General features: G+C 64.1%; 13 protein-coding genes. All 13 read left to right on the top strand.

The genetic code is table 11. The annotated features are described in order from the left end of the window. Positions 1-29: 29 nt before the first annotated feature. The 13 genes from leuB (at position 30) to ACIPW4_RS14400 (ending at position 15,370) form a co-directional block, all read left to right on the top strand. Entirely contained in the window at positions 30-1,112 is a 1,083-nt protein-coding gene (gene leuB / locus ACIPW4_RS14460) for a 3-isopropylmalate dehydrogenase (protein WP_400658868.1), read from the top strand. Between the two features lie 63 nt (positions 1,113-1,175). Continuing rightward, positions 1,176-2,288: an aspartate-semialdehyde dehydrogenase gene (gene asd / locus ACIPW4_RS14455; protein ID WP_400658866.1), complete on the top strand. Its 1,113-nt coding sequence runs from the start codon at positions 1,176-1,178 to the stop codon at positions 2,286-2,288. A 204-nt stretch (positions 2,289-2,492) separates the two neighbouring features. Continuing rightward, positions 2,493-3,497 (top strand): aspartate-semialdehyde dehydrogenase, encoded by a 1,005-nt coding sequence (locus ACIPW4_RS14450; RefSeq protein WP_400658864.1) that lies wholly within the window; start codon positions 2,493-2,495, stop codon positions 3,495-3,497. Positions 3,498-3,569: 72 nt separating this feature from the next. Beyond that, complete coding sequence (locus ACIPW4_RS14445) at positions 3,570-6,221, top strand: FimV/HubP family polar landmark protein (protein WP_400658862.1); 2,652 nt, start codon at positions 3,570-3,572, stop codon at positions 6,219-6,221. A 205-nt stretch (positions 6,222-6,426) separates the two neighbouring features. Next, positions 6,427-7,281 (top strand): tRNA pseudouridine(38-40) synthase TruA, encoded by an 855-nt coding sequence (gene truA, locus ACIPW4_RS14440; protein ID WP_400658860.1) that lies wholly within the window; start codon positions 6,427-6,429, stop codon positions 7,279-7,281. Between the two features lie 60 nt (positions 7,282-7,341). After that, positions 7,342-7,962, top strand: a complete 621-nt coding sequence (locus ACIPW4_RS14435) for a phosphoribosylanthranilate isomerase (protein WP_400658858.1) — start codon at positions 7,342-7,344, stop codon at positions 7,960-7,962. Between the two features lie 222 nt (positions 7,963-8,184). After that, the gene (accD, locus tag ACIPW4_RS14430; protein ID WP_400658856.1) at positions 8,185-9,078 is read left to right on the top strand and encodes an acetyl-CoA carboxylase, carboxyltransferase subunit beta; all 894 of its coding nucleotides are present in this window, start codon (positions 8,185-8,187) and stop codon (positions 9,076-9,078) included. Beyond that, a complete protein-coding gene (gene folC / locus ACIPW4_RS14425) occupies positions 9,078-10,364 on the top strand; it encodes a bifunctional tetrahydrofolate synthase/dihydrofolate synthase (protein ID WP_400658854.1) in 1,287 nt (428 codons plus the stop codon). Before accD ends, folC begins: the two co-directional genes overlap by 1 nt. Before the next feature lie 4 nt (positions 10,365-10,368). Continuing rightward, complete coding sequence (locus tag ACIPW4_RS14420) at positions 10,369-11,019, top strand: SPOR domain-containing protein (protein ID WP_400658852.1); 651 nt, start codon at positions 10,369-10,371, stop codon at positions 11,017-11,019. Between the two features lie 248 nt (positions 11,020-11,267). Continuing rightward, positions 11,268-11,825, top strand: a complete 558-nt coding sequence (locus tag ACIPW4_RS14415; protein ID WP_400658851.1) for a CvpA family protein — start codon at positions 11,268-11,270, stop codon at positions 11,823-11,825. Between the two features lie 42 nt (positions 11,826-11,867). Then, a complete protein-coding gene (purF, locus tag ACIPW4_RS14410) occupies positions 11,868-13,373 on the top strand; it encodes an amidophosphoribosyltransferase (protein ID WP_400658849.1) in 1,506 nt (501 codons plus the stop codon). Between the two features lie 15 nt (positions 13,374-13,388). After that, the gene (locus ACIPW4_RS14405; RefSeq protein WP_400658847.1) at positions 13,389-14,600 is read left to right on the top strand and encodes an O-succinylhomoserine sulfhydrylase; all 1,212 of its coding nucleotides are present in this window, start codon (positions 13,389-13,391) and stop codon (positions 14,598-14,600) included. Then, positions 14,600-15,370 (top strand): SDR family oxidoreductase, encoded by a 771-nt coding sequence (locus ACIPW4_RS14400; protein ID WP_152958745.1) that lies wholly within the window; start codon positions 14,600-14,602, stop codon positions 15,368-15,370. Before ACIPW4_RS14405 ends, ACIPW4_RS14400 begins: the two co-directional genes overlap by 1 nt. The last annotated feature ends 132 nt before the right edge of the window (positions 15,371-15,502 follow it).

The raw sequence follows: 15,502 nt of genomic DNA, 5'->3' as shown, positions 1-15,502 counted from the left end.
CCGGACCGCGTAAATGGATAGAGGAAAGCATGAGCAAGCAGATTCTGATTCTCCCAGGTGATGGCATTGGTCCGGAAATCATGGCCGAGGCGGTCAAGGTGCTGGAACTGGCCAACGACAAGTTCCAGCTCGGCTTCGGCTTCGAGCATGACGTGATCGGCGGCGCAGCCATCGACAAGCACGGCGTGCCGCTGGCCGATGAAACCCTGGAGCGTGCACGCAAGGCCGATGCCGTGCTGCTGGGCGCCGTGGGCGGCCCGAAGTGGGACAAGATCGAGCGTGACATCCGCCCGGAGCGCGGCCTGCTGAAAATCCGCTCGCAACTTGGCCTGTTCGCCAACCTGCGCCCGGCCATCCTCTACCCGCAACTGGCCGACGCGTCTTCGCTGAAGCCGGAGATCGTTTCCGGCCTGGATATCCTCATCGTCCGTGAACTGACCGGCGGCATCTACTTCGGCGCCCCGCGTGGCCAGCGCGAGCTGCAAGGCGGCGAGCGTCAGGCCTACGACACCCTGCCGTACAGCGAAAGCGAAGTGCGCCGTATCGCCCGCGTCGGCTTCGACATGGCCCGCGTGCGTGGCAAGAAGCTGTGCTCGGTGGACAAGGCCAACGTCCTGGCCTCCAGCCAGCTGTGGCGTGAAGTGGTCGAAGACGTGGCCAAGGACTACCCGGATGTCGAACTGAGCCACATGTACGTCGACAACGCTGCCATGCAGCTGGTCCGCGCACCGAAGCAGTTCGATGTGGTGGTGACCGACAACATGTTCGGTGACATCCTGTCGGATGAAGCTTCCATGCTGACCGGTTCCATCGGCATGCTGCCTTCGGCATCCCTGGACGCCAATAACAAGGGCATGTACGAGCCTTGCCACGGTTCGGCTCCGGACATCGCCGGGCAGGGTATCGCCAACCCGCTGGCGACCATTCTGTCGGTGTCGATGATGCTGCGTTACAGCTTCAACCAGCAGGCGGCAGCCGAGGCCATCGAAAAGGCGGTCAGCCTGGTGCTGGACCAGGGCCTGCGTACCGGTGACATCTGGTCGGCCGGCTGCGACAAAGTAGGCACGCAGGAAATGGGCGACGCAGTAGTCGCAGCGCTGCGGAATCTGTAATCTCTCTGGCCCGCCACCAAAAACTCGAGGTGGCGGCCCACTTTTAGCAAAGGTGTAGTTGCGATGAAACGTGTAGGTCTGATCGGTTGGCGCGGTATGGTCGGTTCCGTGCTCATGCAGCGGATGCTGGAGGAGCAGGACTTCGACCTTATCGAGCCAGTGTTCTTCACCACTTCCAATGTAGGTGGCCAGGGCCCGAACGTGGGCAAGGATATTGCTCCGCTCAAGGACGCTTATTCGATCGAAGAACTCAAGACCCTCGACGTGATCCTGACCTGCCAGGGCGGCGACTACACCAACGAGGTGTTCCCCAAGCTGCGTGAAGCCGGCTGGCAGGGTTACTGGATCGATGCCGCTTCGTCGCTGCGCATGCAGGACGACGCGGTCATCGTGCTCGACCCGGTCAACCGCAAGGTCATCGACCAGCAGCTCGACGCCGGCACCAAGAACTACATCGGCGGCAACTGCACCGTCAGCCTGATGCTGATGGGCCTGGGTGGCCTGTTCGAAGCCGGCCTGGTCGAGTGGATGAGCGCCATGACCTACCAGGCGGCTTCCGGTGCTGGCGCGCAGAACATGCGCGAGCTGATCAAGCAGATGGGCGCTACCCATGCGGCCGTTGCCGATGACCTGGCCAACCCGGCCAGCGCCATTCTCGACATCGACCGCAAGGTTGCCGAAGCCATGCGCGGCGAAGCGTTCCCGACCGAGAACTTCGGCGTGCCGCTGGCCGGCAGCCTGATCCCGTGGATCGACAAGGAACTGCCGAACGGCCAGAGCCGCGAAGAGTGGAAAGCCCAGGCCGAGACCAACAAGATCCTCGGCCGCTTCAAGAGCCCGATCCCGGTCGACGGTATTTGCGTGCGCATCGGTGCCATGCGTTGCCACAGCCAGGCGCTGACCATCAAACTGAACAAGGACGTGCCGCTGGCCGACATCGAAGGCATGATCAGCCAGCACAACCCGTGGGTGAAACTGGTGCCGAACCAGCGCGAGATCAGCATGCAAGAGCTGACCCCGACCAACGTCACCGGTACCCTCAACATTCCGGTTGGCCGCCTGCGCAAGCTGAACATGGGCTCCCAGTACCTGGGTGCGTTCACCGTGGGTGACCAGCTGCTGTGGGGTGCCGCCGAACCGCTGCGTCGCATGCTGCGGATCCTGCTGGAGCGTTGATCTCCCGGTTTCAAAGAAAAACCCGCGCTGGTGACAGTGCGGGTTTTTTTATGCCTGTACCGGCCTCTTCGCGGGGCATCACTGCCCTTGAATGTGGTGCTTTCCTGTAGGAGCGGGCTTGTACCTCGAAGAAGCCAGCACAGACAAAACACTACAATCCAAGTAAAGTGCCGCCCCCGCCGTTTCAGCAAAAGGATCTATACCATGACCACCCCCCTGGACATCGCCGTCGTCGGCGCCACCGGCAGCGTCGGTGAAGCCCTCGTACAGATCCTCGAAGAACTGGCCTTCCCGGTCGGCACCCTGCACTTGCTGGCCAGCATGGAATCGGCGGGCAGCAGCGTGATGTTCGCCGGCAAGAAGCTCAAGGTGCGTGAGGTCGACAGCTTCGACTTCGCCCAGGTCAAACTGGCCTTCTTCGCCGCCAGCCCGGCCGTCAGCCGCAGCTTCGCCAGCAAGGCCGAGCAGGCCGGCTGCACGGTCATCGACCTTTCCGGCGGCCTTGAAAATGCGCTGGCCGTGGTGCCGGAGGCCAATGGCGACAGCATCGCCAAGCTCAAGCTGCCCGCGCGCATCACCAGCCCCAGCTGCGCGGCCGTTGCCGTGGCGGTTGCCCTGGCACCGCTCAAGGGGCAGCTGGACATCGAGGGGGTGCAGGTCATGGCCGCCCTGGCGGTGTCGGCGCAAGGCCGCGAAGCGGTCAGCGAACTGGCCCGGCAAACCGCCGAGCTGCTCAATGCCCGGCCGCTGGAGCCGCGTTTCTTCGATAGGCAGATGGCGTTCAATGTGCTGGCACAGGTCGGCGCCGTGGACGAGCAGGGCCACAGCGCCGTGGAGCGCCGACTGGTTGGCGAGTTGCGCGAGCTGCTGGGCCTGCCTGAACTGAAGATATCCGTGAGCTGCATTCAAGTCCCGGTGTTTTTCGGCGATAGCTTCAGTGTGGCGGTGCAGAGCCGTCGCCCGGTCGATCTGGTGCAGGTGAACCAGGCACTGGAACGCGCCGATAGCGTCGAACGGGTGGAGAACGATGATTATCCGACCCCGGTCGGTGACGCAGTCGGCCAAGACGTGGTCTATGTTGGTCGTGTACGCCATGGAATTGACGAAAACCAGCAGCTCAACCTCTGGTTGACCACCGACAATGTGCGCAAGGGCGCTGCGCTGAACGCCGTGCAGGTGGCGCAATTGTTGATTAAACACATGGTGTAAAAGATACTGGCGAGCACTTTTGTCCCGCGCCGCACGCAGGTTTTGGGGACGATTCATACAAGGGAAGAGGTCATGCTTCGAATTCGCAAACTGGTTCTGGCCATGGCGGCAGCGTCTGCGCTGACGTCTGGCATGGCGAATGCCCTGGGGCTGGGTGAACTGACATTGAAGTCGGCACAGAATCAGCCCCTGGACGCCGAGATCGAATTGCTCGACGTGCGCGACCTCACCGCAGCCGAAGTGGCGCCGAGCCTGGCGCCGCCGGAAGAGTTCAGCAAGGCCGGGGTGGCGTTTCCCACCTACCTCGAAGACCTGACCTTTACCCCGGTGATCAACCCCAACGGCAAGAGCGTGCTGCGGGTTACCTCCAGCCAGCCGCTGCCCGGCACGGTGGTCAAGTTCCTGGTCCAGGTGATGTGGCCCCAGGGCCGCCTGCTGCGTGACTACAGCGTGCTGCTCGACCAGGCCAAGGCCCAGGGCCAGCAGCCGGCCGCCGCCAATGTCAATCCGGCTACCAGCAGCTACACCACCAAGCGCCGCGATACCCTGTGGCAGATCGCTGCCCGCAATACCCAGGGCGGTGGTTCGGTGCAACAGACCATGATCGCCATTCAGGCGCTGAACCCGGATGCCTTCATCGGCAACAATATCAACCAGTTGAAGGTTGGCCAGGTCCTGCGCCTGCCCGACCAGCAGCAGATCCAGAGCATCCCCCAGGGCGAAGCCAATCGTGACGTGGCCGAGCAGTATGCGGCCTGGCGCGAGGGGCGGCGCCTGGGGCCGCGTGCGCGGCAGCTGGATGCCACCCGCCGCGGTGCCGCCGATGCAGCGCCCGATCGTATCGCCCAGGGCGATAACCTGCGCCTGGTCAGCCCCGGCAACCAGGCTGGCGGTAACAGTGCCAAGGCCATCAACGACAAGCTGGCGGTGGCTCAGGAAAGCCTGGACACCAGTCGTCGTGACAACGACGAACTGAAAAGCCGGGTGACCGATCTGCAAAGTCAGATGGACAAGCTACAGAAGCTGATCCAGCTGAAGAACGACCAATTGGCGCGCCTGGAAGCCCAAGGCGCGGCACCTGAGGCGCCGCCTGTTGCTGCCTTGCCGGGCGAACCGGCCCCTGTGCAGGCCCCTGCAGCCGATGCGGCACCGGCCGAGCCTGTGGTTGCACCGGCACCTGCAGCTGTCGATACGGCGCCTGCTGCAGCGCCCGCTGAGGAGGCCACTGCCGCTGCGCCAAGTACAATCGACGAGCTGCTGGCCAACCCCGTGGTACTTGGCCTGATTGCCGGTTCCGCATTCCTCGTGCTGTTGCTCCTGCTGTTGCTGCTGGCACGCAAGCGCAAGGCCCAGCAGGAAGCTGAAAAACACTTGCGCATGGCTCGCGCGCTGTCCGAGGAGGGCGAGCGCAGCCCGGATCTGGACCTGCCACCGAGCAGCTTCGACGAGCTGGAAGTGTCCGCCCCGAGCGTGACCCTTTCGCCTGCAGTGGTGGCCGCTTCGGCTGCAGCCGCCGTAGCTGCGGAGAAGCTCGATGCTCCCGCGCCAGTGGCCCCGGTTGTCCAGCCGGAGCCGGCACAGGATGCAAATGCCGCGCTGTTGGCTGAAGTCGACTTGAGCCTGTCGCGTGGTCGCCTGAATCACGCGGCCGACCTGCTGGAATCGGCAGTGGCGGCGCAGCCGGAAAATGACACCCTGCGCCTCAAACTGATGGACGTCTATGCCCGCCAGGGCGACCACAGCGCCTTCGTCGAGCAGGAGCGCAAGCTGCCTGGCAGCGAAGAGAACACTGCACAGGTCAACAGCCTCAAGGAGCGCTACCCGGCCATGCTGGGCCTCGCAGCCGTTGGCGTGGGCGCTGCGGCGCTGGCCGCCGAGATGGACGAGCAGTACGTGCAGGAGTTGCTCCAGGATGAGCCGCAAGCGCCGGCTGAAGCAGAACCGACGCCAGAACCTGAGCTCGAAGCAGCCGCCGAGGCCTACACGGAAACGTCGGTGCTCGATGACAACGACCTGGACAGCGCCTTCGACCTGAGCCTGGGTGATGATCTGCCGGTGGATGATCAGCTTGAGCCACCGATGCTGGACGAGGCGCCACTGGCCGAAGCGCAGGCGGTCGCCGAACCGGCAGGCGTCGAGCCGGAAACTGACGCCGATGACGATTTCGAAACCTTGCTGGCCCAGGCCCAGGCCGAGCCGCAGAGTGTCGATGATCTGGGCGATTTCGACCTGGCCGATTTTGATCTGGACAGCGGCGAACCCGCTACCCCGGTTGTGACCCCGGACGAACCCGTGGATGTCGCCGCCGAGCTGGCAGCTTTCGACGCCATTCCGGAATTCGAGCCGATTTCCGAGCTGGAACTGCCGGACGACTTCGACCTGTCGCTGTCTCTGGATGACGATTCGCCGGCTGCCAAAAGCTTTGCCTCGGAGCTGAACGACGTCAACGCCGAGCTCGACAAGCTGTCGCAGAGCCTGGAGTCGCCATCGCTGGAGCCGCACTTCACCGCCGAAGACGCCGCCGCCGAGCCCGAACCGCTGGACGACCTCGACTTCGACTTCTTCTCCGGTGCCGACGAGGTGGCGACCAAGCTCGACCTGGCGCGCGCCTATATCGACATGGGCGATCATCAGGGCGCCCGCGACATCCTCGACGAAGTGGTCAAGGATGGTGATGACGGCCAGCGTCTGGAAGCTGAAGAGATGCTCTCGCGTCTCGTCTGAAAACTGCAGCTGAAGTCGGCCCTTGTGTGTGGCCTTGCGTCGCGATTGGGGCCGCACAGCGGCCCCAGGATTTCAGCTCCACAGCCAGAATCGCCGGGGCCACTGCGTGGTCCTATCGCGACGCGAGGCCGCTCCCACAGCCCTACAGGGCTGCCGTTGTCGTTATAATCCCCGCCATTCCGTATCACCCACAGGTTTCACGCTCTTGGACATCATCGACACCGCCGCCACCGAATCGGCCGCCGAAGGCTTCACCCGCATTGCCCTGGGGGTGGAATACAAGGGCTCACGCTATCGCGGCTGGCAGCGCCAGGCCAGCGGTGTGCCCAGCGTGCAGCAGGCACTCGAGCAGGCGCTGTCGAAAGTGGCCGACGAACCGATCAGCGTCATCTGCGCCGGGCGTACCGACGCCGGCGTGCACGGTTGCGGGCAGATCGTGCATTTCGACACGCGCGCCGTGCGTGACGAGCGCGCCTGGACCCTGGGCACCAATTTCAATCTGCCCCATGACATCAGTGTGGTCTGGTCGCGGCCGATGCCGGCAGACTTCCATGCTCGTTTCAAGGCTTGTGCCCGGCGCTATCGCTATGTGATCTACAACGATCCGATCCGTCCCGCGCACCTGGCCGAGGAAGTGACCTGGAACCACCGCCCGCTGGACGTCGAGCGCATGGCCCAGGCTGCCGGCTACTTGCTCGGCACCCATGATTTCAGTGCCTTCCGCGCCAGCCAGTGCCAGGCCAAGTCGCCGATCAAGCACATCCATCACCTGCGCGTGACCCGTCACGGCCAGATGATCGTGCTGGACGTGCGTGCCACCGCCTTCCTGCACCATATGGTGCGCAACATCGCAGGGGTGCTGATGACCATCGGAGCTGGCGAGCGCCCGGTCGAGTGGGCCCGCGAAGTGCTGGAGGGGCGCAACCGTCGCGAAGGCGGAGTTACCGCGCACCCTTATGGCCTGTACCTCGTGCAGGTGGAGTACCCGGAGGAGTTCCAGTTGCCGCAGCGTTACATCGGCCCACACTTTTTGACCGGTTACGAAGCGTTGGCCGACTGACGCTTCGGCACTCATTTGCTACCATCGGGCCCTTCGCCACTGACTCAAGGTTCGCTGTCCATGAGCAACGTTCGCAGCAAGATCTGCGGGATCACCCGCATCGAAGACGCCCTGGCCGCCGCCGAGGCGGGGGCCGATGCCATCGGTTTTGTCTTCTATGCCAAAAGCCCGCGTGCCGTGGATGTGCGCCAGGCGCGGGCGATCATTGCCGAGCTGCCGCCGTTCGTGACCACGGTCGGGCTGTTCGTCAACGCCTCGCGGTGCGAGCTGAACGAGATTCTCGAGGTGGTGCCGCTGGACCTGCTACAGTTCCACGGCGACGAAACCCCGGCCGATTGCGAGGGTTATCATCGGCCCTGGATCAAGGCCCTGCGCGTGCGCCCGGGCGATGACCTGGAGGCCGCCTGCCAGCACTATGCCGGCGCCCGCGGCATTCTCCTCGACACCTATGTGGCCGGCGTGCCAGGCGGTACTGGCGAGGCCTTCGACTGGTCGCTGGTGCCGGCGCGGCTGAGCAAGCCGATCATCCTCGCGGGCGGGCTGTCGGCCGAAAACGTCGGCCAGGCGATTGCCCAGGTGCAGCCGTATGCGGTGGATGTCAGTGGCGGCGTGGAGCAGGCCAAGGGCATCAAGGATGCGGGCAAGATCGAAGCCTTCATGCGTGCAGTGAAACAGGCGTGACGGCAGATGTGACGGCTGGCGGCGCGCCATCGTCCATAGATTTCGCAGCCCTGCGGGGCGGCCAGCGGTATGCCGCATGGCCAACACACAGATTGAAGACGGCGCGGTGCGCAGGCAGCCTCTGCGGCCGGGCCGTCATCGTTTCATAGAAGAATTTGAGCTCAAGGGCAGGGCATGGCCGGCCAGTCCGGTCCCCGTCCGCCAATACTGGAGAAAGAAAGCATGAGCAACTGGTTAGTCGACAAACTGATCCCTTCGATCATGCGTTCCGAGGTGAAGAAGAGCTCGGTGCCGGAAGGCCTGTGGCACAAGTGCCCGGCCTGCGAGGCCGTGCTGTATCGTCCGGAGCTGGAAAAGACCCTGGATGTCTGCCCCAAGTGCAACCACCACATGCGCATCGGCGCACGTGCCCGCATCGACATCTTCCTCGACCCGGAAGGCCGCGCCGAGCTGGGCGCCGAGCTGGAGCCGGTCGACCGCCTGAAGTTCCGTGACGGCAAGAAGTACAAGGACCGCCTGACCGGTGCACAGAAGCAGACCGGCGAAAAAGACGCCCTGATCTCCATGAGCGGTACCCTGATGGGCATGCCGATCGTGGTCAGCGCCTTCGAGTTCTCGTTCATGGGTGGTTCCATGGGCGCCATCGTCGGTGAGCGCTTCGTGCGTGCCGCCAACTACGCCCTGGAAAACCGCTGCCCGATGGTCTGCTTCTCCGCCTCCGGTGGCGCGCGCATGCAGGAAGCGCTGATCTCGCTGATGCAGATGGCCAAGACCTCGGCCGTGCTGGCGCGCCTGCGCGAAGAAGGCATTCCGTTCATCTCGGTGTTGACCGACCCGGTCTACGGCGGTGTTTCCGCCAGCCTGGCGATGCTCGGCGACGTCATCGTCGGTGAACCGAAGGCACTCATCGGCTTCGCCGGCCCGCGCGTGATCGAGCAGACCGTGCGCGAAAAACTGCCGGAAGGCTTCCAGCGCAGCGAGTTCCTGCTGGAGCACGGCGCCATCGACCTGATCATCTCCCGTGGCGACCTGCGTCCGCGCCTGGCTCGCCTGCTGGCGCAGATGACCGGCCAGCAAACCCCTGAGCAGGCCCGTGAGGTCGCTGCGGTCGCGTGATGAAACAACGATCCCTGGGCGAGTGGCTCGCCTACCTCGAGCAGTTGCACCCCTCGGCCATCGACATGGGGCTGGAGCGGTCGCAGAAGGTGCTTGCCCGGTTGGCGCTGGGCAAGCTGGCGCCACGCGTGGTAACGGTCACCGGCACCAACGGCAAGGGCTCGACCTGCGCCTTCGTGGCCTCGCTGCTGCGAGCCCAGGGCTTGAAGGTGGGCGTGTACAGCTCGCCCCACCTGCTGCGCTACAACGAGCGGGTGCTGATCGATGGCCGGGAAGCCAGCGATGAGCGTCTGTGCGAAGCCTTCGCCGCCGTCGAGGCGGCGCGGGGCGAAATTTCCCTGACCTACTTCGAGATGGGTACGTTGGCGGCGTTCTGGTTGTTCTACCAGTCGCAGCTGGATGCCGTGGTGCTCGAGGTGGGCCTTGGTGGCCGCCTGGACACCGTGAACGTGGTGGATGCCGACCTGGCCCTGGTGACCAGTATCGGTGTCGACCATGTCGACTACCTGGGCGATACCCGCGAGAAGGTGGCCTTCGAGAAGGCCGGCATCTTCCGCCAGGGCACGCCGGCACTGTGCGGCGATCTCGACCCGCCGCAGCCGCTGCTGGACAAGGCCGCCGAACTGGCGGCCCCGCTGTTCCTGCGCGGCCGTGATTTCGATCTGGCAAGCAGTGAACGTGGCTGGGATTGGCGCGGGGTCGCCGCAGACGGCAAGCCGGTCGAACTGCACGGCCTGCCGCTGCTGGACCTGCCCATGGAGAACGCCAGCCTGGCCCTGCAGGCCTATTTGCTGTCGGGCTTGCCGTGGGATGCCGGGCAGATCCGCCAGGCCTTGCTCGACACCCGCATCACCGGTCGCCTCGACCGGCGCCAGTTGACCTGGCAGGGCAGGGCTGTGGAGCTGCTGCTGGATGTCGGGCACAATCCGCATGCTGCCGAGTACCTGGCCCGGCGCTTGGCTGCACGCCCGCTGAGAGGTCGCCGCCTGGCGGTGTTCGGCCTGCTCGCCGACAAGGATCTGCAGGGCGTCATCGCACCGCTGCACGGGCTGGTCGACGACTGGGCGGTGGCGCCGCTGCAAACGCCGCGCAGCCGTCCGGCTGCTGAACTGGCCGCTGCCTTGACGAACCACGGCGCTGCGGTGAAGTCTTACGCCAGTGTCGACGCCGCCCTTGAAGGGCAATGTGCGCAGGCGACGGCGGATGACCAGATTCTGCTGTTCGGTTCGTTTTTCTGTGTCGCCGAGGCCCTGGAATGGCTGGAGCGGCAGGCCCTGGAGGGGTGACTAGATGGCAGTGCTGGACAAAGGGATGAAGCAGCGCATGGTGGGTGCGTTGGTGCTGGTGGCGCTGGCGGTGATTTTCCTGCCGATGCTGTTCACCCGCCAGGACGAAATGCGCCAGGTCCGCGTCGACGCCCCACAGGCGCCGGCCATGCCGAGCCTGCCAGAGGTCAAGGTGGAGCAGGTGGCGGTACCTGAGCCACAACCGCTGCCGGAGGAGGCCGAGCAGCCGCCGGTGGTAGTCAATGAATCGACAGCGCCGGTGACCGCGCCGAGCCAGCCGATCACGCCGTCGCCGCAGACCCAGGCGCAAGCCCAGCCCAAGCCGCAGACGCCGGTAGCGACGCCATCACCCGCAGCCAAGCCGGCTGCGCCAGTGGCGGCTGCGCCTGCACCATCGAAGATCGACGTCAACGGCTTGCCGGTAAGCTGGTCGATTCAGCTGGCCAGCCTGTCCAGCCGGGCTGGTGCCGAAAACCTGCAGAAGACCCTGCGCAGCCAGGGCTACAACGCCTACATCCGTTCGGCCGGCGGCCTGAACCGGGTGTATGTCGGGCCGTTGATCGAGCGTGCCGAGGCTGACAAACTGCGCGAAACGATCAACCGTCAGCAGAAGCTCAACGGCTTCGTGGTGCGTTTCCAGCCTGAAAAAGGCTGAAGCAGGGTCTACGTGGTTCCCGTAGGAGCGGCCTTGTGTCGCGAAAGGGCTGCAGAGCAGCCCCGGGGTTGCAGCGCAAGAGCACTAATTTTCGGAGCTGCTCTGCAGCCTTTCGCGACACAAGGCCGCTCCTGCAGATGGTCGACGCAGGCCTGAAAACCTGACCCCCAGATCCACCCGACATTCCGCTTACTCCCGGCCTTTCGCTCTGGTAAAATGCGCCGCCTCTAACGTCTGCAGGCAGCACCGTGGCCTTTACCCTGGTTGATTGGGCGATCATCGCGATCATCGCCGTCTCCACACTGATCAGTCTCAAGCGCGGCTTCGTAAAGGAGGCCTTGTCCCTGCTCATCTGGATCGTCGCTGGCGCGGTTGCCTGGATGTTCGGTGGGTCGCTTTCGGTGTACCTTGAAAGCTATATCCAGACGCCGTCGATGCGCACCATCGCTGGCTGCGCCATTCTTTTCGTCGCCACCTTGCTGGTGGGGGCCATGCTCAACTTCCTCATCGGCGAGCTGATCCGCGTGACCGGGTTGTCCGGTACCGATCGTTTCCTCGGCATGGCCTTTGGTGCCGCGCGCGGGGCCTTGCTGGTAGTGGTGGCCGTCGGGCTGCTCAGCCTGGGGCCGGTGCAACAAGACACCTGGTGGCAGGAATCACGCCTGATACCACAGTTTCTATTGGTCGCTGACTGGTCGAAAAACCTGATCCTGGGTTTCACCCATCAGTGGTCTTCAAGTGGAGTGATCAGCGCTCCGGCTGATCTTCCATTCAAGGAGCAGTTGCTCGGGCCGGCAAAGCCCTGAGCGCTGTTCGTTCAAGTTTCATCAAAGTAGGGGTTGCGTCGCATGTGTGGCATCGTCGGTATCGTCGGTAAGTCGAACGTCAATCAGGCGCTGTATGACGCGCTTACGGTCCTCCAGCACCGCGGCCAGGACGCTGCCGGTATCGTGACCAGCCACGACGGCCGGTTGTTCCTGCGCAAGGATAATGGCCTGGTGCGCGACGTCTTCCAGCAGCGCCACATGCAGCGCCTGGTTGGCAGCATCGGTATCGGCCACGTGCGCTACCCGACTGCGGGCAGCTCGACCTCGGCCGAGGCCCAGCCGTTCTACGTCAACTCGCCGTACGGCATCACCCTGGCGCACAACGGCAACCTGACCAACGTCGAGCAGTTGGCCAAAGAGATCTACGAGTCCGACCTGCGCCACGTCAACACCAATTCCGACTCGGAAGTGCTGTTGAACGTGTTCGCCCATGAGCTGGCGGTACGTGGCAAGCTGCAGCCGACCGAAGAAGACGTGTTCGCCGCCGTTTCCCACGTACATAGCCGTTGCGTCGGCGGCTATGCAGTGGTCGCGATGATCACCGGCTACGGCATTGTCGGTTTCCGTGACCCGAACGGCATCCGCCCGGTGGTATTCGGCCAGCGCCACACCGACGAAGGCGTGGAGTACATGATCGCCTCGGAAAGCGTCGCTCTCGACGTGCTCGGCTTCACCCTGATCCGCGACCTGGCGCCGGGCGAAGCGGTGTACATCACCGAAGAAGGCCAGCTGTTCACCCAGCAGTGCGCGCAAGCGCCGAAGCTGCAGCCGTGCATCTTCGAGCACGTCTACCTGGCCCGCCCGGACTCGATCATCGACGGTATCTCGGTGTACAAGGCCCGCCTGCGCATGGGTGAAAAACTCGCCGACAAGATCATGCGCGAGCGCCCGGATCACGATATCGACGTGGTCATCCCGATCCCGGACACCAGCCGTACCGCCGCCCTGGAGCTGGCCAACCGTTTGGGCGTTAAGTTCCGCGAAGGCTTCGTCAAGAACCGTTACATCGGCCGTACCTTCATCATGCCAGGCCAGGCCGCGCGCAAGAAATCGGTGCGCCAGAAGCTCAACGCCATCGAGCTGGAGTTCCGCGGCAAGAACGTGATGCTGGTGGATGATTCGATCGTGCGCGGCACCACCTGCAAGCAGATCATCCAGATGGCCCGCGAAGCCGGCGCCAAGAACGTCTACTTCTGCTCTGCAGCCCCTGCGGTGCGCTACCCCAACGTCTACGGCATCGACATGCCGAGTGTTCACGAACTGATCGCCCACAACCGTACCACCGATCAGGTGGCCGAGTTGATCGGCGCCGACTGGCTGATCTACCAGGACCTGCCGGACCTGATCGATTCGGTCGGTGGTGGCAAGATCAAGATCGATCACTTCGATTGCGCGGTGTTCAACGGTGAGTACGTCACCGGCGATATCGACGAAGCCTACCTCGAGCGCATCGAGCAGGCCCGAAATGACCTGGCCAAGGTGAAGAACCAGGCGGTCAGCGCGATCATCGACCTCTATAACAACTGATTTGGGAGCGACGGCATGACGGATCAATGGGATGCCGGACGACTGGACAGTGACCTGGAGGGTGTCGGTTTCGACACCCTCGCGGTGCGCGCCGGTCAAAACCGTACACCGGAAGCCGAGCACAGCGAAGCGCTGTTCCTGACTTCCAGCTATGTGTTCCGCACGGCAGCCGATGCTGCTGCGCGGTTTGCCGGCGAAACGCCGGGCAACGTCTACTCGCGCTACACCAACCCGTCCGTGCGTGCGTTCGAAGAGCGCCTGGCGGCCATGGAAGGTGCCGAGCAGGCCGTGGGCACTTCCACCGGCATGGCGGCGATCCTCGCCGTGGTCATGTCGCTGTGCAGTGCCGGCGACCATGTGCTGGTGTCGCAGAGCGTGTTCGGCTCGACAATCAGCCTGTTCGAGAAGTACTTCAAGCGCTTCGGTGTGCAGGTGGACTACGTGCCGCTGGTCGACATTGCTGGTTGGGAAAAGGCCATCAAGGACAACACCAAGCTGCTGATCGTCGAATCACCTTCCAACCCGCTGGCTGAACTGGTCGACATCCCTGCGCTGGCTGAAGTCGCCCACGCCCGTGGCGCCATGCTGGTGGTGGACAACTGCTTCAGTACCCCGGCCTTGCAGCAGCCGCTCAAGCTGGGTGCCGACATCGTGTTCCACTCGGCTACCAAGTTCATCGACGGCCAGGGCCGTTGCATGGGCGGTGTGGTCGCTGGCCGTGCCGAGCAGATGAAAGAAGTGGTGGGTTTCCTGCGTACTGCGGGGCCGACTCTGAGTCCGTTCAACGCCTGGATCTTCACCAAGGGCCTGGAAACCCTCAAGCTGCGCATGCGTGCGCACTGCGAGAGCGCCCAGATACTGGCCGAATGGCTGGAGCAGCAGGAGGGTGTGGAGAAGGTGCATTACGCCGGCCTGCCGAGCCACCCGCAGCACGAGCTGGCCAAGCGCCAGATGAGCGGCTTTGGTGCGGTCGTCAGCTTCGAGGTCAAAGGTGGCAAAGAGGGCGCCTGGCGCTTCATCGACGCGACCCGGGTGATCTCGATCACCACCAACCTGGGTGACAGCAAGACCACCATCGCCCACCCGGCCACCACCTCCCACGGGCGCCTGACGCCGCAAGAGCGTGAAGCGGCCGGTATTCGCGACAGCCTGATCCGGGTTGCCGTGGGTCTGGAAGACGTGGCTGACCTGCAGGCGGACCTCGCCCGTGGGCTGGCGGCTCTCTGATGGAAATCCGTGGCGGTGTACCAGGCCATAATGGTCGGGTTGCCCTGGTCACCGGTGCCGCTCGCGGCATCGGTCTGGGCATTGCCGCCTGGCTGATCTGCGAAGGCTGGCAAGTGGTGCTCAGCGACCTCGACCGTCAGCGCGGTGCCAAGGTGGCCAAGGCCCTGGGCGAAAACGCCTGGTTCATCACCATGGACGTGGCCGACGAGGCCCAGGTCAGTGCCGGGGTGTCCGAGGTGCTTGGGCAGTTTGGTCGGCTGGATGCGCTGGTGTGCAACGCGGCGATTGCCAACCCGCACAACCAGACCCTGGAAAGCCTGAGCCTGGCGCAATGGAACCGGGTGCTGGCGGTCAACCTCAACGGCCCCATGCTGCTGGCCAAGCATTGCGCGCCGTACCTGCGTGCGCACAATGGCGCGATCGTCAACCTGACCTCTACCCGTGCTCGGCAATCAGAGCCGGACACCGAGGCCTACGCGGCGAGCAAGGGTGGCCTGGTGGCCCTGACCCATGCCCTGGCCATGAGCCTGGGCCCGGAGATCCGCGTCAATGCGGTGAGCCCTGGCTGGATCGATGCCCGTGACCCGTCCCAGCGCCGGGCCGAGCCATTGACCGATGCCGACCATGCCCAGCATCCGACGGGCAGGGTAGGGACGGTGGAAGATGTGGCGGCCATGGTCGCCTGGCTGCTGTCGCGCCAGGCCGCGTTCGTCACCGGCCAGGAGTTCGTGGTCGACGGCGGCATGACCCGCAAGATGATCTATACCTGAGCAGACAGCTGTAAGGGAAGGGGACCGAAAGGTCCCTTTTTCGTTTTTGCCTTTTTTGAAAAAAATTCAACGGGGCTATTGACTTAGCATCGGTACCTGCGTAAATTTCGCGGCCTCAGCGAAGCAAACGCA

This window comes from Pseudomonas sp. NPDC089996 (assembly GCF_044748405.1).
GTDB lineage: Bacteria > Pseudomonadota > Gammaproteobacteria > Pseudomonadales > Pseudomonadaceae > Aquipseudomonas.
The sequence above is the reverse complement of the archived record's forward strand: the minus strand, read 5'-3'. Positions and strand labels throughout refer to the sequence as shown.

Coding starts and splice junctions, on each gene's coding strand:
- ACIPW4_RS14435 (WP_400658858.1), top strand. CDS start 7,342: ATGAGCAACGTTCGCAGCAAGATCTGCGGGATCACCCGCATCGAAGAC.
- ACIPW4_RS14405 (WP_400658847.1), top strand. CDS start 13,389: ATGACGGATCAATGGGATGCCGGACGACTGGACAGTGACCTGGAGGGT.
- ACIPW4_RS14450 (WP_400658864.1), top strand. CDS start 2,493: ATGACCACCCCCCTGGACATCGCCGTCGTCGGCGCCACCGGCAGCGTC.
- ACIPW4_RS14445 (WP_400658862.1), top strand. CDS start 3,570: ATGCTTCGAATTCGCAAACTGGTTCTGGCCATGGCGGCAGCGTCTGCG.
- accD (WP_400658856.1), top strand. CDS start 8,185: ATGAGCAACTGGTTAGTCGACAAACTGATCCCTTCGATCATGCGTTCC.
- folC (WP_400658854.1), top strand. CDS start 9,078: ATGAAACAACGATCCCTGGGCGAGTGGCTCGCCTACCTCGAGCAGTTG.
- ACIPW4_RS14400 (WP_152958745.1), top strand. CDS start 14,600: ATGGAAATCCGTGGCGGTGTACCAGGCCATAATGGTCGGGTTGCCCTG.
- leuB (WP_400658868.1), top strand. CDS start 30: ATGAGCAAGCAGATTCTGATTCTCCCAGGTGATGGCATTGGTCCGGAA.
- ACIPW4_RS14420 (WP_400658852.1), top strand. CDS start 10,369: ATGGCAGTGCTGGACAAAGGGATGAAGCAGCGCATGGTGGGTGCGTTG.
- purF (WP_400658849.1), top strand. CDS start 11,868: ATGTGTGGCATCGTCGGTATCGTCGGTAAGTCGAACGTCAATCAGGCG.
- asd (WP_400658866.1), top strand. CDS start 1,176: ATGAAACGTGTAGGTCTGATCGGTTGGCGCGGTATGGTCGGTTCCGTG.